21 protein-coding genes are annotated in these 24,121 nt (G+C 64.8%); 13 read left to right on the top strand and 8 right to left on the bottom strand.

Annotated features, from left to right (window positions below; all coding sequences use genetic code 11):
• The first annotated feature begins 7 nt into the window (after positions 1 to 7).
• The 6 genes from accB (at position 8) to aat (ending at position 5,822) form a co-directional block, all read left to right on the top strand.
• Positions 8 to 502: an acetyl-CoA carboxylase biotin carboxyl carrier protein gene (accB, locus tag ACVW16_RS34560; RefSeq protein WP_456802595.1), complete on the top strand. Its 495-nt coding sequence runs from the start codon at positions 8 to 10 to the stop codon at positions 500 to 502.
• Positions 503 to 584: 82 nt separating this feature from the next.
• Positions 585 to 1,943 carry an acetyl-CoA carboxylase biotin carboxylase subunit gene (gene accC, locus ACVW16_RS34555; protein WP_456703380.1) on the top strand — a complete coding sequence of 453 codons (1,359 nt, stop codon included), beginning with the start codon at positions 585 to 587 and terminating at the stop codon, positions 1,941 to 1,943.
• 94 nt (positions 1,944 to 2,037) lie between these two features.
• A complete protein-coding gene (locus ACVW16_RS34550) occupies positions 2,038 to 3,561 on the top strand; it encodes a sensor histidine kinase (protein ID WP_456703379.1) in 1,524 nt (507 codons plus the stop codon).
• Positions 3,558 to 3,998, top strand: coding sequence for a response regulator (locus ACVW16_RS34545; protein ID WP_456703378.1), 441 nt, complete (start codon positions 3,558 to 3,560; stop codon positions 3,996 to 3,998). Before ACVW16_RS34550 ends, ACVW16_RS34545 begins: the two co-directional genes overlap by 4 nt.
• Entirely contained in the window at positions 3,995 to 5,098 is a 1,104-nt protein-coding gene (locus ACVW16_RS34540) for a sensor histidine kinase (protein ID WP_456703377.1), read from the top strand. Before ACVW16_RS34545 ends, ACVW16_RS34540 begins: the two co-directional genes overlap by 4 nt.
• A 43-nt stretch (positions 5,099 to 5,141) precedes the next feature.
• Entirely contained in the window at positions 5,142 to 5,822 is a 681-nt protein-coding gene (gene aat, locus ACVW16_RS34535) for a leucyl/phenylalanyl-tRNA--protein transferase (protein WP_456703376.1), read from the top strand.
• Positions 5,823 to 5,937: 115 nt separating this feature from the next.
• Here the strand turns inward: aat and ACVW16_RS34530 are convergent, their stop codons facing one another.
• Positions 5,938 to 6,972 carry a DUF2155 domain-containing protein gene (locus tag ACVW16_RS34530; protein ID WP_456703375.1) on the bottom strand — a complete coding sequence of 345 codons (1,035 nt, stop codon included), beginning with the start codon at positions 6,970 to 6,972 and terminating at the stop codon, positions 5,938 to 5,940.
• Between the two features lie 187 nt (positions 6,973 to 7,159).
• Here ACVW16_RS34530 and ACVW16_RS34525 point away from each other — a divergent pair, with 187 nt between their 5' ends.
• Positions 7,160 to 8,164 (top strand): Na+-dependent transporter, encoded by a 1,005-nt coding sequence (locus ACVW16_RS34525; protein WP_456735008.1) that lies wholly within the window; start codon positions 7,160 to 7,162, stop codon positions 8,162 to 8,164.
• 32 nt (positions 8,165 to 8,196) lie between these two features.
• Here the strand turns inward: ACVW16_RS34525 and ACVW16_RS34520 are convergent, their stop codons facing one another.
• Entirely contained in the window at positions 8,197 to 9,099 is a 903-nt protein-coding gene (locus ACVW16_RS34520; protein ID WP_456735007.1) for a LysR substrate-binding domain-containing protein, read from the bottom strand.
• 127 nt (positions 9,100 to 9,226) lie between these two features.
• Here ACVW16_RS34520 and bla point away from each other — a divergent pair, with 127 nt between their 5' ends.
• The gene (bla, locus tag ACVW16_RS34515; RefSeq protein ID WP_456735006.1) at positions 9,227 to 10,111 is read left to right on the top strand and encodes a class A beta-lactamase; all 885 of its coding nucleotides are present in this window, start codon (positions 9,227 to 9,229) and stop codon (positions 10,109 to 10,111) included.
• Between the two features lie 14 nt (positions 10,112 to 10,125).
• Here bla and ACVW16_RS34510 read toward each other — a convergent pair whose 3' ends face one another.
• Entirely contained in the window at positions 10,126 to 11,064 is a 939-nt protein-coding gene (locus tag ACVW16_RS34510; protein WP_456705272.1) for a GlxA family transcriptional regulator, read from the bottom strand.
• Between the two features lie 91 nt (positions 11,065 to 11,155).
• Here ACVW16_RS34510 and ACVW16_RS34505 point away from each other — a divergent pair, with 91 nt between their 5' ends.
• Positions 11,156 to 11,842, top strand: a complete 687-nt coding sequence (locus ACVW16_RS34505) for a DJ-1/PfpI family protein (protein WP_456703372.1) — start codon at positions 11,156 to 11,158, stop codon at positions 11,840 to 11,842.
• Positions 11,843 to 12,168: 326 nt separating this feature from the next.
• Here the strand turns inward: ACVW16_RS34505 and ACVW16_RS34500 are convergent, their stop codons facing one another.
• Positions 12,169 to 12,576: an NADH:ubiquinone oxidoreductase subunit NDUFA12 gene (locus ACVW16_RS34500; RefSeq protein WP_456703371.1), complete on the bottom strand. Its 408-nt coding sequence runs from the start codon at positions 12,574 to 12,576 to the stop codon at positions 12,169 to 12,171.
• A 245-nt stretch (positions 12,577 to 12,821) separates the two neighbouring features.
• On the opposite strand from ACVW16_RS34500, the gene ACVW16_RS34495 reads away from it, so the two are divergent.
• The 3 genes from ACVW16_RS34495 (at position 12,822) to ACVW16_RS34485 (ending at position 16,460) form a co-directional block, all read left to right on the top strand.
• Positions 12,822 to 13,433, top strand: a complete 612-nt coding sequence (locus ACVW16_RS34495; protein ID WP_456703370.1) for a BA14K family protein — start codon at positions 12,822 to 12,824, stop codon at positions 13,431 to 13,433.
• Between the two features lie 355 nt (positions 13,434 to 13,788).
• A complete protein-coding gene (locus ACVW16_RS34490) occupies positions 13,789 to 14,202 on the top strand; it encodes a response regulator (protein ID WP_456703369.1) in 414 nt (137 codons plus the stop codon).
• A complete protein-coding gene (locus ACVW16_RS34485; protein ID WP_456735005.1) occupies positions 14,199 to 16,460 on the top strand; it encodes a CHASE3 domain-containing protein in 2,262 nt (753 codons plus the stop codon). Before ACVW16_RS34490 ends, ACVW16_RS34485 begins: the two co-directional genes overlap by 4 nt.
• A 118-nt stretch (positions 16,461 to 16,578) precedes the next feature.
• Here the strand turns inward: ACVW16_RS34485 and ACVW16_RS34480 are convergent, their stop codons facing one another.
• The 4 genes from ACVW16_RS34480 to ACVW16_RS34465 all read right to left on the bottom strand — a co-directional run bounded on the left by ACVW16_RS34480 (position 16,579) and on the right by ACVW16_RS34465 (position 19,526).
• On the bottom strand, positions 16,579 to 16,908 hold the full coding sequence (locus ACVW16_RS34480) for an AtuA-related protein (RefSeq protein WP_456703367.1): 330 nt from the start codon (positions 16,906 to 16,908) through the stop codon (positions 16,579 to 16,581).
• Between the two features lie 42 nt (positions 16,909 to 16,950).
• On the bottom strand, positions 16,951 to 18,285 hold the full coding sequence (locus ACVW16_RS34475; protein WP_456738539.1) for an acyclic terpene utilization AtuA family protein: 1,335 nt from the start codon (positions 18,283 to 18,285) through the stop codon (positions 16,951 to 16,953).
• A gap of 11 nt (positions 18,286 to 18,296) precedes the next feature.
• A complete protein-coding gene (locus ACVW16_RS34470) occupies positions 18,297 to 18,545 on the bottom strand; it encodes a hypothetical protein (RefSeq protein ID WP_456703365.1) in 249 nt (82 codons plus the stop codon).
• 84 nt (positions 18,546 to 18,629) lie between these two features.
• Positions 18,630 to 19,526 (bottom strand): DMT family transporter, encoded by an 897-nt coding sequence (locus ACVW16_RS34465; RefSeq protein ID WP_456703364.1) that lies wholly within the window; start codon positions 19,524 to 19,526, stop codon positions 18,630 to 18,632.
• Between the two features lie 789 nt (positions 19,527 to 20,315).
• Between ACVW16_RS34465 and ACVW16_RS34460 the strand changes: the two genes are divergently transcribed.
• Positions 20,316 to 24,083 carry a vitamin B12-dependent ribonucleotide reductase gene (locus tag ACVW16_RS34460; RefSeq protein ID WP_456738538.1) on the top strand — a complete coding sequence of 1,256 codons (3,768 nt, stop codon included), beginning with the start codon at positions 20,316 to 20,318 and terminating at the stop codon, positions 24,081 to 24,083.
• Positions 24,084 to 24,121 lie beyond the last annotated feature (38 nt).

Below are 24,121 nucleotides of genomic sequence, written 5' to 3'. Positions count from 1 at the left end.
ATAGAACATGGCGCGCCAGCCAGACGACAAAGCAGCAGCAAAGTTTTCCAGCGAGGATTCCGCGCTCGTCCGCGAGCTCGCTCTGCTGCTCGATGAGACCAGCCTCACCGAAATCGAGATCGAACGTGCCGGCATGCGCCTGCGCGTCGCCCGCAACCTCAGCGTCGCGGCGACCATGCCGATGCCGGTCGCAGCCGCAGCGCCCGCGCTCCCTGCAGCGCCCGCTGCCGTGGCACCTGCAGCCGCCGCTGCGGACATCTCCAAACATCCGGGCGCCGTGACCTCGCCGATGGTCGGCACCGCCTATTGGTCGCCCGAGCCCGGTGCCAAGCCGTTCATCGAAGTCGGCTCGAAGGTCTCGGTCGGGCAGACCCTCCTGATCATCGAAGCGATGAAGACCATGAACCAGATCCCCTCGCCCCGCGCGGGCACGGTGACGCAGATCCTCGTCGAAGACGGCCAGCCGGTCGAGTTCGGCGAGCCGCTGGTTATTATTGAGTGACGCGACTGGGGAATAGCGAATAGCGATTGGCCTCAGCCTTCCCTACTCGCCATTCGCCACTCGCCATTCGCTGCAGGACAACATGTTCGACAAGATCCTCATAGCCAATCGCGGCGAGATCGCCCTTCGCATCCTGCGGGCCTGCAAGGAGCTCGGGATAGCGACTGTCGCCGTGCACTCCACCGCTGACGCCGACGCCATGCATGTGCGCCTGTCGGACGAGAGCGTCTGCATCGGGCCGCCGCCGTCGAAGGACAGCTATCTCAACATCCCCGCGCTCCTCGCAGCTTGCGAGATCACCGGCGCGGATGCGGTGCATCCCGGCTACGGCTTCCTCTCGGAGAACGCGCGCTTCGCCGAGATTCTCGGCGAGCACAACCTGCAATTCATCGGCCCCAAGGCCGAGCACATCCGCCTGATGGGCGACAAGATCGAAGCCAAGAAGACCGCCAAGCGGCTCGGCATCCCCGTGGTGCCGGGCTCCGACGGCGCTGTCGGCCCCAACGACGACGCGATGGCCATCGCGAAGAAGATCGGCTTCCCGGTGCTGGTGAAAGCGGCTGCGGGCGGCGGCGGCCGCGGCATGAAGGTCGCGCAAACCGAGGCCGATCTCCAGATCGCGCTGTCGACGGCGGCCAATGAGGCGAAATCCGCTTTCGGCGACGCCTCCGTCTATCTCGAAAAATACCTGCAGAAGCCGCGCCACATCGAGATCCAGATCCTCGGCGACGGCCGCGGCGGCGCGATCCATCTCGGTGAGCGCGACTGCTCGCTGCAGCGTCGCCACCAGAAGGTCTGGGAGGAAGGCCCCTCGCCCGTGCTGGCGGCCGCTGCGCGTGCCAAGATCGGCGAGACCTGCGCGAAGGCGATGCGCGAGATGAAATATCTCGGCGTCGGCACCATCGAGTTCCTGTTCGAGGATGGCGAGTTCTACTTCATCGAGATGAACACGCGCATCCAGGTCGAGCATCCCGTCACCGAGAGCATCACCGATATCGACCTCGTCCTGGAGCAGATCCGCATTGCTGCCGGCGGCGAGCTGCCGGCCAAGCAGAACGAGATACAGATCATCGGCCACGCCATCGAATGCCGTATCAATGCGGAGAACCCGCAGACCTTCCGCCCTTCGCCCGGCAGGATCTCGCAATACCATCCGCCCGGCGGTCTCGGCGTGCGCATCGATTCCGCGGTCTATCAGGGTTACCAGATCCCGCCGTATTACGATTCGCTCGTCGGCAAGCTGATCGTCCACGGCAAGACGCGCGCCGAATGCCTGATGCGCTTGCGCCGTGCGCTGGACGAGATGGTGGTCGATGGCATCGAGACCACGCTGCCGCTGTTCCGCGACCTGGTGCGTCAACCTTCGATCATTGACGGCGATTACCACATCCACTGGCTGGAGCAGTATCTCGCCGGCAAGACGGAGCCCTCCGGGAAATAATTCCGACCCGTGGAACCCTCTGGCCCCAATCGCGTTCTCGACGGTTGGGACAGGTCCAAGGGGGCATTTTGAACTCCGCGATGCGTAACGAGCCATGACCGTGACGGCTGGGGAACGGCGCCGGCGCGCAGTCTGGCAGATTCTGCTGTTCGCGGCGGGACTTCTGGTGCTGACCGTGATCAGTGCCGGATCGGTCTATCTCGTCAACAAGGCCCGGCAGGACAGCAAATGGGTGGTTCACACCCTGGAGGTGGAGAACCAGGTCAACGCGTTGCTGCTCGAAATCCGGCGCGCCGAAAGCAGTGCGCGGGGCTTTCTCCTGACCCAGGGGGCGGATTTTAAGGCAGACCACGACAAGGCCGTCGCCGCGATCATCCCCGCGCTCGACAGGGCCACCCATCTGATCGGCGATAATCCCGCCCAGCGCGAGAACATCGAGAAACTGAGCGCGGCAATCGAAATCCGGCTTGGCCAATTCGCCCAGGAAATGGATTTCGTCCGAAAGGGCCAGCCGGACAAGGCCGCGGCATTGGTCCGCGAGGCCGCTTCGGCCAATACCACCGCCGTCATCGGCACCGTCGCCGGCGCCATGATCCAGGAGGAGGAGCGCCTCTTCCGGCTTCGCTCGGAGAACGCCGACCGCAGCCAGACGCTCGCCGCATCGATGACCGGAATCGGCTCCGGCCTCGTCGTGGTGCTGGCCCTGATTTCGATCTGGCTGGTGCGACGCTCCACGCGCGCCCGTGACGAGGCCGAGACACGACTGCGGGACTCCAATCTCAATCTGGAGACCACCATCGACGAACGCACGGCAGACCTGCGCGAAGCCAACGACGAGATCCAGCGCTTTGCCTATATCGTCAGCCATGACCTGCGCTCGCCGCTGGTCAACATCATGGGCTTCACCAGCGAGCTCGAGGAATTGGGCAAGGACATCTTTCGACGGATCGGAGGGCTCGCGGGCGTGCCGGCGGGCGGACCGCCGGTCGATGCCGCCGAGATCGCGCTCGACGGTCCTGACAAGCAGCTGTCGGAGGATTTTGCCGAAGCGCTGGGCTTCATCAAATCCTCGATCGGGCGAATGGACCGGCTGATCTCGGCCATCCTCAACCTCACCCGCGAGGGCCGGCGCGAGTTCCAGCCGGAGAAGATCGAAACCCGCGACTTCATCGAGACCATTGTGTCCTCGCTGGCCCATCAGGCTGCCGAAGCGCATGCCGAGATCCACATCGAACCGCTGCCTGAGATCGTCAGCGACCGGCTTGCTTTGGAGCAGATTTTCTCCAATCTGATCGACAACGCGATCAAGTATTTGAAGAACGGGGTGCCCGGCGAGATCAGAATTCGCGGGCGCACCAAGCTCGGTTACGCTATCTTTGAAATCAGCGACAACGGCCGCGGCATTGACGCGAGGGATCATCAGCGGATTTTCGACCTGTTCCGGCGTGCGGGAACCCAGGACAAGCCTGGCCAGGGCATCGGTCTTGCGCACGTGCGTGCACTTGTGCGCCGCCTCGGCGGCACGATGTCGGTATCGTCAGAATTGAACGCAGGCAGCACCTTCACAATCACGCTGCCTATCGCCTGGAAGGTCAGCAACCGGAAGCCCGACAAATGACTCTGCCCGTCAGCATCATCATGATCGAGGACGACGAGGGACACGCGCGCCTGATCGAGCGCAACATCCGCCGTTCGGGGGTGAACAACGAGATCATCTCGTTTTCCAACGGGACCGATGCGATGAAGCACTTGTTCGGGCCTGATGGCAGCGGTCTCGTGCAGAAGGGCAATGCGCTCCTGATCCTGCTCGATCTCAACCTGCCCGACATGACCGGGATCGATATCCTCAGGCAGATCAAGGAGAACAAATATCTCAAGGCCTCACCCGTGGTGGTGCTGACCACGACCGACGACAGCCAGGAGATCAAGCGCTGCTACGAACTCGGCTGTAACGTCTACATCACCAAACCCGTCAACTACGAGAATTTCGCCAATGCCATCCGGCAACTCGGCCTGTTCTTCTCGGTCATCCAGGTCCCGCCTGCCGCCCCATGAACCAGCGCACGCCCACACTGCTCTACATCGATGACGATGGCGCGCTGGCGCGGCTGGTCGACCGCGGCCTGACGCGGCGCGGCTACAAGGTCATTCACGCCGCAAGCGGCGAGGAAGGCCTGGAGCGCATCCGCGACGCGAGCGCCAAGGGAGGCATCGATGTCGTGGCGCTTGATCAATACATGCCCGGCCTCGACGGAATCGAGACGCTGGAGCAGATCATGGCAATCCCGGGAGCCCCACCGGTGGTGTTCGTCACGGCCTCGCAGGATTCCAGCATCGCCGTCACCGCGCTGAAGGCGGGCGCGGCAGACTACCTGGTCAAGGACGTCAAGGGCGACTTCATCCCTCTGCTGCATGTCGCAGCCGAAGGCGCGCTGCGCCAGGCCGAATTGCAGCGGGCGCGCGAAGAGGCCGAGGCCGAGATCCATGCCTCGCGCGACCGCTATGCGGCGCTGGCCGCCGAACGCGAGCTCTTGCTGCGCGAGGTCAATCACCGCGTCGGCAATTCGCTCCAGATCATCGCCTCCCTGCTGCATCTGCAGGCGAGCTCTGCCGCCCAGGACGAGGTCAAGGCCGCGCTGACCAACGCGATGGGTCGGGTCGCCGCCGTCGCGCAGGTGCACCGCCGCCTCTACACCTCACAAGACTTGAAGAGCGTCGTGCTCAACCAGTACCTGGACTCCTTGCTCGAGGATCTCAGGCGATCCGCCGAAGGCAACCGGATGTCGCGCCTGACGGTGAAGGCGGAGCCGATCGAGATCGATCCGGACCGCGCCGTTGCGGTCGGCATCATCGTCAACGAACTGGTCATGAACGCGGTGAAATACGCCTATCCCGACGGCGCCGGGCCCATTCACGTCGAGCTGACCTCGCAGGGCGAGGATCTGCTGCTGTCGATCAGCGACGACGGCGTCGGTGACAACGTCAAGGCCGACCCGCGTTCCACCGGCATGGGCCAACGCATCGTCGCGGCCATGGCCACCAAGCTCGATGCCACCGTCGAACGCGATCCCGACCACTCCGGAACCCGCATCATCCTTCGGTTCCTCCGCACGCCGGCCGTATCAGGCAAGGCGAACACGGCCGCTGCGGGCTGATCCCCATCGCACGCGCGCTGCGATCCTGCTATCATTGCGCACCATGACTTCGCGCGACTCCGCCTCGTCTGAAATTACGCCGGCCGTGCTGCTGCGCGCCTATGCCTGCGGCATCTTCCCGATGGCCGAGAGCGCCGACGACCCGACCCTGTTCTGGGTCGAACCGGAAACGCGCGGCGTGATCCCGCTCGATGGCTTTCGCGTCGCCTCGCGACTTGCGCGCACCGTGCGCTCTGATGCGTTTCGCGTCACCGTCAATACCGCGTTCAAGGCGACCATCGCCGGCTGCGCCGCGCCGCAGGCCGGGCGCGAGGACACCTGGATCAACAGGCGCATCCGCGACCTCTATGGCGGCCTCTACGAGCTCGGCCATTGTCACAGCGTCGAGGCCTGGCAGGGCGACGACCTCGTCGGCGGCCTCTATGGCGTGAGCCTGGGGCGCGCCTTCTTCGGGGAGAGCATGTTCCACACCGCGCGCGACGCCTCGAAGGTGGCGCTGGTGCATCTGGTCGCGCGGTTGATCCATGGCGGCTTCGAGCTGCTCGACACGCAATATGTCACCGAGCACCTGAAGAGCTTTGGTGCGGCCGAGATTTCCCGACGGCGCTACACCGCGCTGCTCGACAAGGCGCTCGCCGGTGAGCCCGGCGATTTCCTGCGGCTGTCCAGTGGAGATCCGGTTCCAGGCACGCGCGCGCTCGAGATCATCGCCTCGCGGCAATAGGCAAACGACAATCTCCTAAAGCGCGATGAGATTAGGATGAATCGTCATCGCACTTTAGCTTATTGTTTGCCATGATCTTTTCGGAAAACCGCTGCACACTTTTCCGGATCATGCTCTAGCGGCCAAACCCGGGAATGCCGAACAGACCGGGCCGCTGCTCCGGCGGCGGAGGAGGTGGCGGCGGCGCAGGCTGCTGCTGCACCGGCGGCAATTGCTGCGGCGGCCGCTGCACGGCCTGCTTCGGCGCGGTCCTCTTCTGCGCCGGAGGCGGCGGTGGCGGGGCGGCCGGCTTGGTCGCGGGATCGGGCGCAGCGGTCGCAACGGTCTGCTGCGGCTCTTTGCAGTCGGTCAGCCAGATGTCGTAAATCGGATGCTCGACGCCATGCAGGCCGGGGCTCGCCGCAAACATCCAGCCCGAGAAGATCCGCTTCACCTCGCCCTGCAAGGTGATCTCGTCGACCTCGACGAACGCATCGGTATTTGCGGCTTCAGTCGCAGGCCGCGTATAGCAGGCGTCGGTCTTCACGCGGAGCGCGCCGAACTGCACGGTCTCGCCGATTTCCTCGTCGAAATTGATGATGCGCCCGGTGATCTTGTCCAGGCCCGAGAAAGTGGCTTTCTTGTTCACGATCTTCTGGGCCGGCGGCTCGGTGACGACCTCGTCGCCCGGCTGGAGGCTTGCGGGGGCCTGCGGCACGGCACCCTGCTGGGGAGCGCCCTTCTGCTGGGGTTGGCGCTGTCCCGGCTGAGCAGGCCCGCCCGGCGGCGCAACCGCGACGGCCGGCGGCTGGTTCTGTGGAGCGACGCTGGTGCCCGGTGGTGGGGCCAGCGGCTGGGTCTCGACCGGTCCGGGCATGACATTACCCTGGCGAGCCGGCGGCATCGGGCGAGAGGGCAGCACGCGGCCCTGCGGCGGCAGTTCCGGGACTTCTTCGTCGTCATCAGGGGTCGGCTGCGGCATCGGCTGCCCGCCACGGGGGATCGTCCCCGGCGGCCGCGGTGGCGGATCGGAGAAGATCGTGCCGATCTGCGCCTGGGCCGGCGTCGCAACCGTCAGCGCGGTAGCGGCCAGCAATACCGCAAGGCCTGTCAGGGTAAAGCTTTTGAACATCTCGCGCGGCTTCAACAGCGAATCGGGCTTGTTGGACATTCTACAGGGGATACCGCCGCTCGCAGGCCCCGGGTTAACACGCCGAATACGGCGGGGAAAGGGCGGCATTCCGGCCCTGCCCGCCGCTGTCTGGCCAGACCGGGCCACGGATGAGATAGTCGAGGGGGATGATCTTCAGTCCCAGGGATCCTGACCACAGCACCGGACTGATAACGCGTTCCTCCGCATGCCCTCCGCCCTCCAAACCATCGTCGCCCTTCCGCTCCGCGGCCTGAGCTGGCTTGGCGGCCAGGGGACGCGCGCGGTGGCGTCCGTCGTGTTCATCGCGATGGCGGTGCCGCCGCTCGGTGTGCTGCTGCGGCCCTACATCACCGAGGCGATCCTGTGCCTGCTCTGCATCTCCTTCATGCGGGTCGATCTTGTGGCGCTGTACGGCCATCTGCGCCGGCCGGCGCTGGTGGCGACCGCCACGGCCTGGACCACCATCGGCGTGCCTGTCATCGTCGGCCTGACCGCACACCTCACGGGGCTCGCCGATCACGCGCCCGGCCTGTCACTCGCCTTGATCCTCCAGAGCATCGCCTCGCCGATGATGGCAGCACCAGCGCTCGCAGCGCTGATGGGTCTCGATGCCACCCTTGTGCTGGTGACGCTGGTGACGGCGACCGCCGTGATTCCCTTCACCGCATCGCTGTTTGCAGGCCTCTTCCTCGGCGGCATGCTGAGCATCTCGCCGCTCGCCCTGGGACTGAAGCTGCTCGGGATTCTCGCGACATCGCTGCTCGCGGCGACGTTCATCCGATGGGTCTTCGGCACCGACGCGATCCAGCATCACAAGCAGCCGATCGACGGCCTCAATATCATCATTCTCCTGATCTTCGCATCCGCAATCATGAGCGACGTGGCGCACGATGTCGTCGCAAATCCGCTCTTCACGATCAGCATCGCGGCGCTCGCCTTCGCGGCCTATTTCACGCTACTCGCCGTCACGACCTTGCTGTTCCGCCGCGTCGGCTATGAGCGTGCGCTGGCGCTCGCCCTGATGGTGTCGCAGCGCAATCTCGGCCTGATGCTGGCCGCGACCGCAGGTGCGTTGCCGCCCACCACCTGGCTCTATTTCGCGATGACGCAGTTTCCGATCCACCTTGCGCCCTACCTGCTGATGCCCATCGCGCGGCGGCTGACGGCGCACGGAAGCGCCGCCGCGGCGCCTCCAGGCCGCGTCACATAGGGCCTGCAGATTGGCGCGCGCGGCCCGTGGTCTCATGGATTGCGGAGCCTCTTTTTGTCGCACTCCGCCAGGATCCAGTCGCGAAAGGCCTTCATCGCCTGCGAATGCCGTTTTGATTTCAGCGACGTCAGCCAATAGGATCCCAGGAAGACCCGGGCGTTGTAAGGGCAAACCAGCCGCTTGCGTGACAGATCGTCCGCAAACAACACGACCGGCAAGAGCGCAACTCCCGCGCCTTGCGCTGCCGCATGCGCCAGCGAGACCGAAGAATCGAAGGTCGGGCCGGTCATCCGCGGCTGCCTGCATTTTGCCATCTCGAACCAGTGCGCCCACTCGCCCGGTCGATACGACCGCAACAGCACTTCCTTGTGGAGGTCGACTGGACTTTTGAGGCGCTTGGCGACATCAGGCGCGCACATCGGTGTGAAATGCGCATCGACCAGTCGTTCGGCATTGGTCCCGTGCCACGCGCCGTCGCCGAAGCGAATGGCGTAGTCCAATCCCTCGCCGCCGAGGTCCACACGGTTGTTGTTCGCGAAGATCCTGACGTCGATGTGCGGATGGCCCGAGGTGAAGCTGCCGAGGCGCGGAAGCAGCCAGCCCGACGCGAACGTGCCGACCACGCCGATTGCCAGACTCTCGCGCATGCGACCGTTCTCGAACCGATCCAGGACCTGACTGATCTGGCCGAAGGCGCTCGCGATGACGGGCTGCAGCGCCTCGCCTTCTTCCGTGAGAGCAAGCCCGCGGGTCAGCCGCTTGAAGAGCTTGACGCGCAGGCTCTCTTCCAGAGTGCGCACCTGCTGGCTCACGGCGGCCTGCGACACGCAAAGTTCGAGACCGGCCTTGGTGAAGCTGAGATGGCGCGCGGCCGCTTCGAATGAGCGAAGCGCGTTCAGGGGCAGATTCGAAATACTGGCAGGGCGACGGGCCAAGTCCGATCCAAGTTTTCCGATCCAAGTTTTCCGATCCAAGTTTTACTTATGGATGGCCTCACGAAGCATCGTTTGTCAATTGCCGGAGCGCGACGCAAAAACCTGCCGCAATTCACGGGAGATCTCGATGCTCACACGACGTCAATTCGGCTCATCTGCACTTGCGGTCGCGGGAAGTCTCTTGCTGCCTGATGTTTCGGTGGCCGCGCCAGGTGGAACCGCAGCGCTCGTCGAGGCCATCAAGCAACTGGAACTGAAGAGCGGAGGCCGGCTCGGTGTCTCCGTGCTCGACACCACGACGGGCACTCCGTTCCATCACAGGGGGGACGAACGCTTTCCCATGTGCAGCACATTCAAGGTCCTGGCGGCGGCAGCAATACTAAAGGACGTGGGCAGCAAGCTGGAAGGACTCGAGCGGCGCGTTCGTATCGAGCAGGCCGATCTCGTCGAGTACTCGCCCGTCACGAGCAAGCATGTCGGCGGCGACGGAATGTCGCTTCGCGAACTTTGCGAGGCGGCCATTACCATGAGCGACAACACAGCCGGCAACGCACTCCTGAAAAACATTGGCGGTCCCGCCGGCTTGACCAGCTTTGCGCGAAGCCTCGGCGACCAGATGACAAGATTGGACCGGATTGAAACCGAACTGAACGAAGCGGCCCCGGGCGATCTCCGCGACACCACGACGCCGAATGCAATGGCCGCTAACTTCAGGCGCCTGCTGATCGGCGACGTCCTCCTCCCGGAGGGGCGCGAGCAACTCGGCAAATGGCTTATCGCAAACAAGACCGGCGATAGTCGTTTGCGTGCCGGCCTGCCGCAAGGCTGGCGTGTTGGCGACAAGACAGGAGCAGGCGAACATGGCACCACCAATGACGTCGCCATCGTGTGGCCGCCCGAGCGGTCGCCGCTCGTCATCGCGGTCTATCTCACCGGCGCATCGCTTGATCCCAATGGACGAAACGATGTGATCGCAGCCGTCGGTCGCGAGGTCGGCAAGGCCTTGGCCTGACGACCGCGCGCCCCCTACCCCGCCCGCGCCGCGCGCCGCAGTGCCTGCGGCGGCTGGCCGAAGGCGCGGATGAAGGCGCGGCGCATGCGCTCGGGGTCGCCGAAGCCGGTGGTCTCGGCGACGCGTTCGATCGCCTCGCGCGAGGACTGCACGCGTTCGCGGGCGACCTCGATCCGCAACCGCTCGATCGCTTTGGACGGCGTCGTACCGGTCTCCGCAGCGAAAGCGCGCGCGAAATGCCGCGCGCTCATGCCGGCGCGATCGGCGAGGTTTTCCACCGTCAACCGCGCGTCGAGATTTTCCCGCGCCCACGACAACAGCGCGCCGAAGCGGCCGTTCGGCGTCTTCAGTTCGAGGAGCGATGAGAACTGCGACTGGCCGCCGCTGCGGCGATGATAGAGCACGAGCTGGCGTGCGGTCGCCTGCGCGATCTCCTCGCCATGATCCTCGGTGACCATCGCGAGGGCGAGATCGATGCCGGCGCTGATGCCGGCGGACGTCCAGATATTGCCGTCGCGTGTGAAGATCTGGTCCGGCTCGAACTTCACCTTCGGATAGCGTGCCACGAATTCGCGCGTACGGCCCCAATGCGTGGTGGCGCGGCGGCCATCGAGCAGGCCGGCCTCCGCAAGCACATAGGCGCCCGAGCAGACGCTGGCGATCCGCACGCCGCGCCTGGCCAGCCGCTGCACGAAGGCGAGCGTCACAGGACAGCGCGCCGAAGCCGAGACGCCCGCACCGCCCGCCACGACCAGCGTCGTGATCGCGTTCGCCGCTTTGAAATCGCGCGCCATCATCTCGACGCCGGAGGACGAGCGCACGGCTCCTGGGTTCAGCGCGAGCACCCGCAGCGCAAGCGGCTTGCCGCTAGCGCGTGCGGCGATCTCGAACACCGAGATCGGGCCGGCCGCATCGAGCAGCTGGAAGTCCGGGAAGATCAGGATGCCGATCATGGTCATGTCCGAATCTGAGGGAAATACCCCATTTTTGACATGAAGGCATCATGCCATCCTGCGCACGTCAAGCTTTTGTCCGGAGGTTCTCATGTCGGCACCGCTCCAGATCGGCCTTCTGGTGTTCCCGCGCGTCACGCAGCTCGACTTCACCGGCCCGTTGCAGGTGTTCTCGTCCGTCCCCGGCGCGACCGTGCACCTGATCTGGAAGACGCTGGAGCCCGTGCCGAGCGATTCCGTGTTGATGCTGACACCGAGCATGACGTTCGCGGACTGCCCGCAACTGGACGTGATCTGCATTCCCGGCGGCTTCGGCACCGACGCGCTCCTCGATGACGAGGAGACCCTCGGCTTCATCCGCAAACAGGCTGCGGGCGCCAAATTCGTCACGTCGGTCTGCACGGGATCGCTGGTGCTGGGCGCAGCCGGACTCTTGAAGGGCTACAACGCCGCCACCCATTGGAGCGCGATGGAGATGCTCGCGCTGTTCGGCGCGACGCCGACGAAGACGCGCGTCTGCATCGATCGCAACCGCGTGACCGGCGGGGGCGTGACAGCGGGAATCGATTTCGCACTGACGCTGGTGTCGCTGCTCGTCGATCGCACCACCGCAGAGGCCATCCAGCTCCGCCTCGAATACAATCCCGCGCCGCCATTCAACGCCGGCTCGCCGGAGACCGCTCCGGCCGAGGTGATCGCGCTCATGAAGGAGCGCGTCGCGCCATTCCAAGCCCGCCGTCTCGATGCGGTGAAGCGCGCAGCGGCGCGGGTGATGTGACGACAGAAAAAGGCCGCTCGGTTTCCCAAGCGGCCTTTCCTGTCTCACGGCGGCGCACATTCTCATAGGGCGATGTCGGAACTCCCAGACCGGGGGCCTATCTCCCGATCGAGTCCTTCCTCGGCGGCCGCTGCATTTCGGGACAGTCGCGAACTGTTGCCCGAACCGAACGCGATGGTCTCCCATCTCCGTAAGATGGGTTGATTGAGCCGCATCGCTCGCGCAGACGCAACGCCCGCGCAGCCGGCATCCCCGCTGTTCCCGTTGTCCACAGCGACGCGATGCGGATGCGCGTGCATCCGATCCGCTGACCAAGGAAGGCGCGGTTAGCCGGGCGTCCAGGGCTGGTAGTCGCCGGTGGCCTTCGGCCGCCTGCCGCTGGCCAAGGTCGAGCCCGACGGACGGTAGGCCTTCCCCGTGCCGGTGAGGTTCGGCTGGTGCGGCTTTTCCCACTCGCGCGGCTGATAGTTGAGCTCGGTCGGCGGCACATCGACGACGTGATGGATCCAGCCGTGCCAGGCCGGCGGAATGCGGCTGGCTTCGGCATAGCCGTTATAGATCACCCAGCGCCGCTCGAAGCCGAGCGTGGGGTCGATCTTGCCACCGGCCGTGCGGTAGTAGCGGTTACCCTGCTCGTCCTGACCGACCAGTTCTCCGAACCTGGAGGTCCAGAGTTGCGTGCCAAAGGTCTGGCCGTTCCACCAGGTGAAGAGCTTCAGGAAGAATTGTTTCATGCGGCAAGGGCCCTGCTTCGTGAGGTCCTGATGCCATCCGGACGGCCAAATGTCCAGTTCGACCGGCGCGGCGGTGCCCAGCCCAAACGCGGTGGCAGCGGCAATCCATGCTGCCGCAAATCGATCGCGATCCATTCATGCCGGGCCAGCGTGGAGGGGAAATCTACGCCCATGCGCAAACCGACGTGATCCCAAGGAACCGGTGCCCTTTCAAGAGATTTGCTTCGCGGGAAAGGAGTTTGAACATGAACAGTCTGAGAGTTTTGGGTGCGGCCGCGGCGCTGGCACTCGTTATTCCGATGGCAACCCCGAGCTTTGCCCAGGGCCGTGGCGGCCACGGCGGCTTCGGCGGCGGCCATTTCAGCGGCGGCGGAGCACATTTCGGCGGTGGCGCTGCCCACGTGGGCGGTGGCAACTTTGGCGGCGCCGCCCGGTTAGGTGGTGGCAGCGGCAATTTCGCAGCCAGCACGGCGGTACGCCCGAGCGGGGGAGCCACCTTCAATAGTGGTGGAACCACCTTCAACGGCGGCGGCCGCAACTTCGCGGCGGCCGGCGGCACCTGGAATGGCGGCAACTGGCGCGGCGGCGACTGGCATCACCATCGCGGTGGTGGCTTCTGGCCGGGCTTCGCGGCAGGCGCTGCGGTCGGCGGCCTTGGCTCCTATGCCTATTACGGCGGTCCGTATTACGACGATTCCTACTACGACGACGGATACTATGACGACGGCGCGGCCGTCGCTGTGGTCCCCGACGGCGGCGGCGATGCGGCGGCCTATTGCGCGCAACGCTACCGGTCCTACGACCCGGCGTCCGGCACCTATCTCGGCTATGACGGCCTGCGCCATCCCTGCCCGTAACGCGGCCTGACGCATGTCAGTCCTGCGCGGCGCCGGTCATGGGTGCCGCGCAGGCTTTTGGTCGGCGCCGGCAAGCGGGGGAATGAGAGCGAATATCGATCGCCCACAGCACACGGCATCGGTCGCTATCTTTGCCATGTGACGAAACAGCTTTCGTTGATCGCGCGGATTTGCCTCAACCTGTCATTGAATTCCTTCGAGATTCAGCTGCAACACCTCGCAGCGATCGGAACCCAAACGGGGCGCTATGCATGCCGCGATGCATAGCGATTCCTGGCCAATCGAAAATTGACCCGGCGCACGATTCGCCTATATCACCAATCGCTGTGGGGACTTCGATCTACTAGGAAGGGTCATGCCGCGTATTCTCGTGGTCGATGACGATCCGATGGTCGGCGCGACCATCGAGGTCCTCCTGCAGCGCCAGGGCTTCGATGTCACGCTCACCGACGGTGGCGAGACAGGGCTTGCTGCGCTCGAAGCGCAGACGTTCGATGTGATGCTGGTCGACATCTTCATGCCGCATATGCGCGGCTTCGAATCCATCCGCATCTTCCATGAGCGCGCGCCTGCCATCCCGTTGATTGCCATGTCGGGCTACGCCTTTGCCTCATCCGCCTCGCCCTCTCCGGACTTTCTCCGCATGGCACTGGAGCTTGGCGCGACGCGCTGCCTGCGCAAGCCGTTCACGCCCGAGGTCCTGCTGACCACGATCCGGGAAACCCTCGGTGAGGCCGCGCCGCCGAAGGACAAGAAAGAAGCACCTTGATCCCTTCGCAGCGCGTCATTCTCGGTGCTGGACTTGCCATCCTCCTGCTGATCACCGCCGCCTCAATCGGCCTCGACGTCGAGTCGCGGTCCGATGCGGCCTGGGTCAATCACACCGTCGAGGTGCTGAAGAAGATTTCCGACCTGCGCCTGCTGATGCGGCGCGCCGAGAGCGCCGCGCGCGGCTACGAGATCTATCGCAGCCAGAGCTTCAACGACGAGTTTCAGGCGGCGCGGGCCCAGATCGCGCCCGCGCTCGCCGACCTCAAGCGCAGCGTTCACGATAATTCCGATCAGGTCGCGTTGCTGGAGGCGACCGAACCGCTGGCGTTGCGTCGGATCGAGATCGCCGCAGAGGCGATGCGGCTGCGCACCACCAATGACGGCGACGGCATTGCCGCACTCAATGGCAAGGGCGAAGGCCGCGGCCTGATGGACACGGTGATGGGCAATCTCGACCATCTGAGTTCGGGCGAAGAACGGCTGCTCAGCGCGCGATCGATGGATTCGCGCCGCACCGGCATCGTGCTGCTCGGCATCGACGTTGCGGGCGCGCTGGTGATCCTGTTGCTGGTCCTGATGGTGATGCGCGAGAGCCGGCGCACCACGGTGCAGCTTCAGAGCTCGCTCGAGCAAACGCAAGCTGCCAAGGCGGCGCTCGAGGCCGCCGTCGCCGAACGCACCGAGCACCTCGTCACCGCCCACGACGAGCTGCGCTTGTCGGTCAACGTGCTCCAGAGCACGTTCCGCAGCATGGCGGAAGCGGTGCTGGTGATCGACAAGGAAGGCACGGTCCTGCTGTCCAATCCCGCGGCCGAGCGGATCCTGCTGCATCGCGCCGGCATGAACTTGCGCAATCTGCGTGCGCTATCCGACGTATTCCAGGGCGACGGCGTCACGCCGCTCACGGCCGACGAGCTGCCCTCCGTGCGAGTCCTGCGCGGCGACGAGTTCGAAGCTCTCGAGATGATCGTCCGCCCGCACAGCGGCGACAATCCGCGACATCTGATGATCAGCGGCCGGCCGATGCGCGACGGGCAAGGCAACATCTCCGGCGCCGTGCTGGTGTATCATGACGCGACCTCGTCGCGTGAAACCGAGCGGCAACTTTACCAGTCGCAGAAGCTCGATTCGATCGGCAAGCTGACCGGCGGAGTCGCGCACGACTTCAACAACATGCTGACGGTGATCTCCGGCAATACCGAGACGCTGGTGGCAGGCCTGAAGGGCCAGCCCGAGCTGCAGCGCACAGCACGGCTGATCGACGATGCCGCGGAGCGCTGTGCCGAGCTGATTCAGCACCTACTCGCATTCGCGCGAAAACAGCCGCTGCAGCCGCGCGACATCGAGATCAACGCCGCCATCACCGACATCGCAAAACTCTTGCGCCCGACACTGGGCGAGCAGATCCAGATCGAGACCGTGCTGGAACAGGGAACGATGACCTCGCACATCGATCCGTCGCGCCTCACCAACGCCGTTCTCAACATGGCGATCAACGCCCGCGACGCCATGCCTGATGGCGGCAAGCTGCTGCTCGAGACGCGCCGCGTCGTCCTGGACGAGGCGTATGCGCAGGCCAATGCCGACGTCAGGCCCGGCGCTTACGTGATGCTCGCCGTCAGCGACAGCGGCATCGGCATGCCGCAGAGCGTTCAGGACAAGGCTTTCGAGCCGTTCTTCACCACCAAGGAGGTCGGCAAGGGCTCCGGCCTGGGCCTCTCCATGGTCTATGGCTTCGTCAAGCAGTCCGGCGGACACATCAAGATCTATAGCGAGGAAGGCCACGGCACCACGATCAAGCTGTATCTGCCGCCAGGCGACGGCACGGCCGAAACGACAGCGTCAGCCGCAGCGCAGGCCGAAGGCGGCGCCGAGACCATCTTCATCGTCGAGGACGACAATCTGGTGCGCAATTTCGTCACTGCGCAGCTGCAGAGCCTCGGCTACAAGACAGTGGCGGCCGGCGACAGCAAGGCGGCGCTGCAGATGATCGAGGACGGCCATGCCTTCGACCTGCTCTTCACCGACGTCGTGATCCCGGGCGGCATGAGCGGCCGCGAGCTCGCCGACGAGGTGGCGAAGCGCCGGCCGGGCCTCAAGGTGCTCTACACCTCCGGCTACACCGACAACGCCATCGTCCATCACGGCAAGCTCGACGACGGCGTGATGCTGTTGACGAAGCCTTATCGCCGCAACCAGCTCGCCGAGATGATCCGCAAGGCGTTGGACGGCGATGGGGGCATGGCGGCGTCTTGAACGCGGGCGCACACGTTCGGCCCGCGTAAGCTCAATCCGGCATCAGAACCCGGCCCTGATCGACGAGGATCTTGTCTCCCTCCGATGGCGGAAACGACAGAAAGGGTTTGATCATGAGCTACTCGTTCGAAGTGGAACTGACGTCATCGGGAAGGTCCATGTTCAGCAATGCCGAGCTGAGCGACTTTCCGTGTGCATCGATGGCAAGGGATCGCGTCACTCCGCCGCCAAGCGCCTCGCTCATGACGAAGTTCAGCGCCGCGATCTCGGGCAATTCGTATCGCGTCACCTCACCGTTGACGATGCCGTCGAACAGGTGCTTGACTCGCTCGGCCGTTACGTAGTCGCACAGCAGGCCATAATCATTCGGGTCGTACGCGATCAGGGAGACGTTTGACGTGTTGCCCTTGTCTCCCGTGCGCGAGTGCGCGATGTCCCGCAGTTTCATGCTGTCACCCTCTGCTCATCGCGAGCGTGTCGCGTTTCCCGCTCACGTGTTGAAGTATTGGATGGCCGTGCGTACGGCAGCTTCAGGAATCAGGGTCGATGCCACGGCAATGACTTCACGGGCCGATTTCCAGGCGCCGCCGCCTCCGGCCGGACCATTGGTGTAGAGGGTCTCGACCTCCTCGCCGATACGCCGGGCTTCGGCCAGCGTTGCGGTGCGACCGATCACACGAACACGCACTTCGTAAGGTCGGGCTTGCTGCGATAGGCGCTCGCCATGGAGCGCGTTCGAGCCGATGAGATCGCACCTGAGTTCACTGGTCTCCACGCCCGCGATCGCAAGCCGCTCCCGCACGATCTCGAGCGCCAGCCGTCCGCGCTCGAGGGCGCCTGGCCCGGCATAGGAGATCTGGCCTTCGCCCACATAACTGTCGATGTAGCCGACCGAAACTTTGAGTTCGCCTGATTTCGGCGTGCCGGTCGCACCGAAGACATGGACGCGATCCTCGCCAATCTCTTCCACCCGGACATGCGAGAAGTCAGCGACCACGTCAGGCTGGAGATAGCGGGCGGGATCGTGGATCTCGTACAGCAATTGCTCCTTGACCGTCGCGGCGGTGACCTGCCCGCCGGATCCCGGCACCTTGGTGACCACCAGATCCCCGTCCTCGCGCACTTCGCCGATCGGAAAGCCGAGACGGGCAAGATCCCTGACGTCCTTGTATCCGGGATCGGCAAAGTATCCGCCGGTGACCTGACCCGCGCACTCCAGGAGATGGCCAACCAGAATGCCTTTTCCCAGCAGCGGCCAATCGTCCATCGCCCAGCCGAACTCGTGGATCAACGGACCGAGGAAAAGCGAGGGATCGGCGGCCCGACCGGTGATGACGACGTCGGCCCCATCTTGCAAGGCCTGCGCGATTGACGCGCCGCCGAGATAGGCATTGGCGGACGCGATGCGATTGCCCAGACTGTCGACCGTGCAGCCGATGTCGAGAGGACGATCGGAGTTCCTCAGATCGCCCAGCACGTCATCACCGGTGACGGCGGCGATCTTGAGCCCATGAACCCCGAGCTGCCGCGCGATCGCCGTGGTGGTCCGCGCGGCGGATTCCGGATTGGCCGCGCCCATGTTCGTGACGATGCGGACACCGTTGGCGCGGCAGGCCGGCAGCACCGCCTTCATCCGCGCTTCCAGCAACGGGTCGAACCCGGCGTCGGGATGCTTCAGCCGCGCGGCCTGCGCAAGCGCGATGGTGCGCTCGGCGAGGCATTCGAACACCAGATAATCGAGCCCGCCCTTTTCCGCGAGCTCGACGGCCGGTTCGATGCGGTCGCCCGAATAGCCGGCGCCTGCTCCCAATCTGATCGTGCGCATTCGTCACCTCGCTACAGCGGGAAAATGCCGAGACAAACGCAAGCTATAGTCATGACCGCCGAAGCGGCAAAGAGAAACGGTGTCGTGAACTCCTGATCGTCGACGAGATCGACCGACGTGCCGGCCTGCAGGCCGAGCCGCTTCTCTTCCCCGCGACAGAGCCAGGAGGAGACGAAATCCTCGCCGAACCCTCGCTGCGCAGCCGCAGGATCAGCGACAGCAACTTTTCGCGGGCGGTCGCGCTGATCAAGAAGGCGCATCGGACTCTTCCGCCGCTCAGCCGGTTGTTCGCGGAGTCCCTGCAGGCGAGCAGGCGCGGCCTGTTTGCAGGGCCTATCCTGCCCCTAGCGCGTCGCCAGCACCACGGCCACGAGGGTAAAGATCAGCGAGGCGATCTGCCCCGGCCCGAGCGGCTCGTGCAGCGCGATCGCTGACGCCACCACGCCGATCACGGGCACCGCCATCGTCCCGATCGCCGCCACGGAGGCCGGCAGCCGCGCCAGTGCCGCAAACCAGCTGACATAGGCGATGCAGAACTGCACCACGGTCGAATAGACCAGGAGCCACCAGCCTGTTGGCGTCACCTTGTCCAGATGCGAGGTTTCGATGAGCAGGCCGATGACCGAGATCGGCAGGCAGCCGATCCCGATCTGCCAGGCGGCGGCCGTGATCGGCGGCAGATGGATCGGGTATTTCTTGGAGAACACCGTGCCGACGGCAAAGCCGATGGCGCCTGATAGCGCCATGATGATGCCGGGCGCCTTCTCGGCACTGGCGGCAATACCGTTGCCGCCCATGATCGAGGCGAGCCCGGCAAACGCCATCACCAGCGCGATCGTGCGCAGCACCGTCGGCCGCTCGCCCAGCACCGGCCAGGCGATCAGCGAGGCCCAGACCGGCATGGTGTAGGCGATCAACGCCGCCTCGCTCGCCGGCAGCCAGAGCAGCGCGAGCCCCATCAGCACCATCCAGCCGGTGACGTTGAGGACGGCTGCCGTGATCAGCCGCGGCCAGACCGCGCGCGCGACCGTCAGGCTGTCGCCGCGCACCAGCGCGAGTGCGGCCAGCAACAGCGCGCCGAGCACGCCGGTGACGCCGCGGAGCGTCAGCGGCGGCAGCTCGGAGAGCAGGAATTTCGTCACCGGCCAATTGAACCCCCATCCGATCGAGGTGATCGCGAGGAACATCAGGCCGGCCGGGGCGATGCGCGGCCGCAGCACCGGTTTGGTCGAATCAAGCATGGAGGCAGTCCGGCAAATCAGGACCCTCAGCTTGGCGCGGATTCGGGGACGGGACCACCACCTCGGCGGGCATGCCTGCCCTTACCTTCCGTAGCACTACGTGAGTCCTGCTGACGCAATCCTTTCGGGCAAAAATATAGCTGCCCTGTGAACAGCGGGATGAAGGGTCTGGATCATCACGGGATGCAAATTTTTTCGGTTGGGAATCCCTGAGGACTCACTGATACTTGGCTCGACAACAGGCGCGGCCTTGCCCCTGTTATCCCCCGTAATCCACCATATTTAGTATTTGATTCAGGAACTCGCACTAGTTCTTGACGGGCGCTTTGGAGAGTCCTAGCTTTCGATCCGTTCGGCGCGAGTGAGTTTGCGTCCCGCCGGCACTCCCCCCAAGGGTCTCGCAAATCGCCACTCCGCCAAGCCAGACGAAGGCCGCGGGAAAGGGCTTGTCTGCCCTGGTGAGCAGACTTTTCGGGCGCCAGAACGGGCCGGTAACAGGCTCGGATGGCAAATTTCACGCCGGTGCACGCGCGTGAAGTTAGACGTTGTGATGGTGTGGGGCGTTTGAACGCATGTCGGGCTCATCCCCTTGGGGGCGGATGTGTCCAGGCAAGCCGGCGGATGAGAGGTGCACGCACCCGACATCCCCGGGAGAAACAGGCCGGATCCACCGGCTGAACTGCGGTGCCTGAGGGGCCAACAGGGCCCAAGGGAAACGCGAATTGAAATAGCGACCGGGACGCCTTCAACGAGAGGCGGTCAGGTCAAAGAAAAGGACGGGGCAAGACCATGCGGATTGAGCGGCGCCACACCACGGCAGGACAGTCACCTTATGCGGGAATCGAGTTCCGCCTGACCACGTCGGAGATCCGGAATCCCGACGGGTCGGTCGTGTTTAAAATGGATGGCGTCGAGGTCCCGGCCGAATGGTCGCAGGTCGCCTCCGACGTGCTCGCCCAGAAATACTTCCGCAAGGCCGGCGTCGCCGCGCGCTTGAAGAAGGTCGAGGAGGAATCCGTCCCCTCCTTCCTGTGGCGCTCCGTGCCCGACACCGATGCCCTTGCAGCGCTGCCTGAGAAAGAGCGCTATGTCAGCGAGCTCAGCGCCAAGCAGGTGTTCGACCGCCTCGCCGGCTGCTGGACGTATTGGGGCTGGAAGGGCAAGTACTTCTCGTCCGACGAGGACGCACAGGCCTTCTACGACGAGCTCCGCTACATGCTCGCCATGCAGATGGTCGCGCCGAACTCGCCGCAATGGTTCAACACCGGCCTGCACTGGGCCTATGGCATCGACGGCCCCGGCCAGGGCCACTATTACGTCGACCCCTTCACCGGCAAGCTGACCAAGTCCAAGTCGGCCTACGAGCATCCGCAGCCGCACGCCTGCTTCATCCAGGGAGTCGGCGACGACCTCGTCAACGAAGGCGGCATCATGGATCTCTGGGTCCGCGAAGCCCGCCTGTTCAAATACGGCTCCGGCACCGGCTCCAACTTCTCCCGCCTGCGCGGCGAAGGCGAGAAGCTCTCCGGCGGCGGCCGCTCGTCCGGCCTGATGAGCTTCCTCAAGATCGGCGACCGCGCCGCCGGCGCGATCAAGTCGGGCGGCACCACCCGCCGCGCCGCCAAGATGGTCGTCGTCGACGTCGATCACCCGGACATCGAGACCTATATCGACTGGAAGGTGAAGGAGGAGCAGAAAGTTGCTGCGCTGGTCACCGGCTCCAAGATTAACCAGAAGCACCTCAAGCTGGTGCTGAAGGCCTGCGTCAACTGCGAAGGCTCCGGCGACGATTGCTTCGACCCCGAGAAGAACCCTGCCCTGCGCCGTGAAATCAAGCTCGCGCGCCGCAGCCTCGTGCCCGACAACTACATCAAGCGCGTCATCCAGTTCGCCAAGCAAGGCTACAAGGACATCCAGTTCGACGTCTACGACACCGACTGGGACAGCGAAGCCTATCTCACGGTGTCAGGCCAGAATTCCAACAACTCGGTCTCGCTGAAGGACGACTTCCTGCGCGCCGTCGAAACCGATGGCGACTGGAACCTGAACGCCCGCACCTCCAAGAAGGTGACGAAGACGCTCAGGGCGCGCGACCTCTGGGAGAAGATCGGCTACGCCGCCTGGGCGTCGGCCGACCCGGGCCTGCACTTCAACACCACCATGAACGACTGGCACACCTGCAAGGCCTCGGGCGACATCCGCGCGTCGAACCCGTGCTCGGAGTACATGTTCCTGGACGACACCGCCTGCAACCTGGCCTCAGCCAACCTGCTGACCTTCTACAATACGTCGACAAAACAGTTCGACGTGAAGGGCTATGAGCACCTCTGCCGGCTCTGGACCATCGTGCTGGAAATCTCCGTGATGATGGCGCAGTTCCCGTCGCGCGCGATCGCCGAGCTCTCCTACGAGTTCCGCACGCTCGGGCTCGGCTACGCCAATATCGGCGGCCTCCTGATGACCATGGGCCTGTCCTATGACAGCAAGGAAGGCCGCGCGCTCTGCGGCGCGCTGACCGCTGTGATGACCGGCATCACCTACAAGACCTCGGCGGAAATGGCGGCCGAGCTCGGCACCTTCCCCGGCTACAAGAAGAACGCCGCGCACATGCTGCGCGTGATCCGCAACCACCGCCGCGCCGCGCATGGCGAGTCCTCCGGTTACGAGGCGCTCTCCGTCAACCCGGTGCCGCTCGACCACGCCTCGTGCCCGCAACAGGACATCGTCACCCACGCCAAGGCGGCCTGGGATGCGGCGCTCGAACTCGGCGAACAGCACGGCTATCGCAACGCCCAGACCACGGTGATCGCGCCCACCGGCACGATCGGCCTGGTGATGGACTGCGACACCACCGGCATCGAACCGGACTTCGCGCTGGTGAAGTTCAAGAAGCTCGCCGGCGGCGGCTACTTCAAGATCATCAACCGCGCGGTGCCGTCGGCGCTGCGCGCGCTCGGCTATCGCGAGAGCGAGATCGCGGAGATCGAAGCCTACGCCGTCGGCCACGGCTCGCTCTCCAACGCCCCCGGCATCAACGCCTCGACCCTCAAGGCCAAAGGCTTCACGGATGAAGCCATCGCCAAGGTCGAGAAGGCGCTGCCGACCGCCTTCGACATCAAGTTCGCCTTCAACAAATGGACCTTTGGCGAAGAGTTCATCCGCGACCAGCTCGGCATCGGTGCCGAGGCGATCGCGGCCCCCGGCTTCGACCTGCTCCAGGCCGTCGGCTTCACCAAGCGCGAGATCGAGGCCGCCAACGTCCACATCTGCGGCGCGATGACGGTGGAAGGTGCTCCGCACCTCAAAGCCGAGCACTACGCGGTCTTCGACTGCGCCAACCCCTGCGGCAAGATCGGCAAGCGTTATCTCTCGGTCGAGAGCCACATCCGCATGATGGCAGCCGCCCAGCCCTTCATCTCGGGTGCGATCTCCAAGACCATCAACATGCCGAACGACGCCACTGTGGAGGATTGCAAGTCCGCCTACATGCTGTCGTGGAAACTGGCACTGAAGGCCAACGCGCTCTATCGCGACGGCTCCAAGCTCAGCCAGCCGCTCAACTCGCAGCTCATCAGCGATGACGACGACGAGGACGATGCGGTCGAGGCGCTCTACGAGAAGCCGATGGCCGCGCGCGCGACCCAGGTCTCGGAGAAGATCGTCGAGAAGCTGGTCGAGCGCATCATCGTGATGCGCGAGCGCGAGAAGATGCCGGATCGCCGCAAGGGCTACACCCAGAAGGCGGTCGTCGGCGGCCACAAGGTGTACTTGCGAACCGGCGAGTATGACGACGGCCGTCTCGGCGAGATCTTCATCGACATGCACAAGGAAGGCGCGGCGCTCCGCTCCTTCATCAACAATTTTGCGATCGCGGTCTCCCTCGGTCTGCAATACGGCGTGCCGCTCGATGAGTATGTCGACGCCTTCACCTTCACCCGCTTCGAGCCGGCGGGCCCCGTGCAGGGCAACGACAGCATCAAGTACGCGACCTCGATCCTCGACTACGTCTTCCGCGAGCTCGCGGTGAGCTACATGTCGCGCTTCGATCTCGCCCATGTCGATCCGAACGAGACCGGCTTCGACGCGCTCGGCAAGGGCGTCGAGGAAGGCAAGGAGCCGGACGAGACCCATCACGCGACCAAGCTGGTCTCGCGCGGCCTCACCCGGTCCCGCACCGACAACCTCGTGGTGATGCGCGGCGGCAGCGCCGCGATTGCCCAGGGTAACGACAGCGCACCGTCGGGCGGCAGCAAGGTCACGGCCTTGGCCTCGCACGGCGCCAGCGCCCGGGTCGGCGACGTCCTGGAAGGCGCGGTCGCGCTGAAACAGGAAGTGGCCCACGACCTCTCCCCCACGGAGAAGCTCGAGGCACTCCAGTGGAGCAAGGCCGGCAGCGCCGCGACGGTCGCCGCCCCCACCAAGGCCGAGCGCCGCGCGGAAGCGAAAGCCAAGGGCTATGAGGGCGAGATGTGCAGCGAGTGCGGCAACTTCACGCTGGTGCGGAATGGCACCTGCATGAAGTGCGATACGTGCGGAAGTACAACCGGCTGCAGTTGATATTCCGACTTGGAGAAGCCAGCGACTTCGGTCCGATA

The organism is Bradyrhizobium sp. USDA 4474 (assembly GCF_054057515.1).
This window is presented reverse-complemented; position numbering and strand designations above follow the sequence as displayed.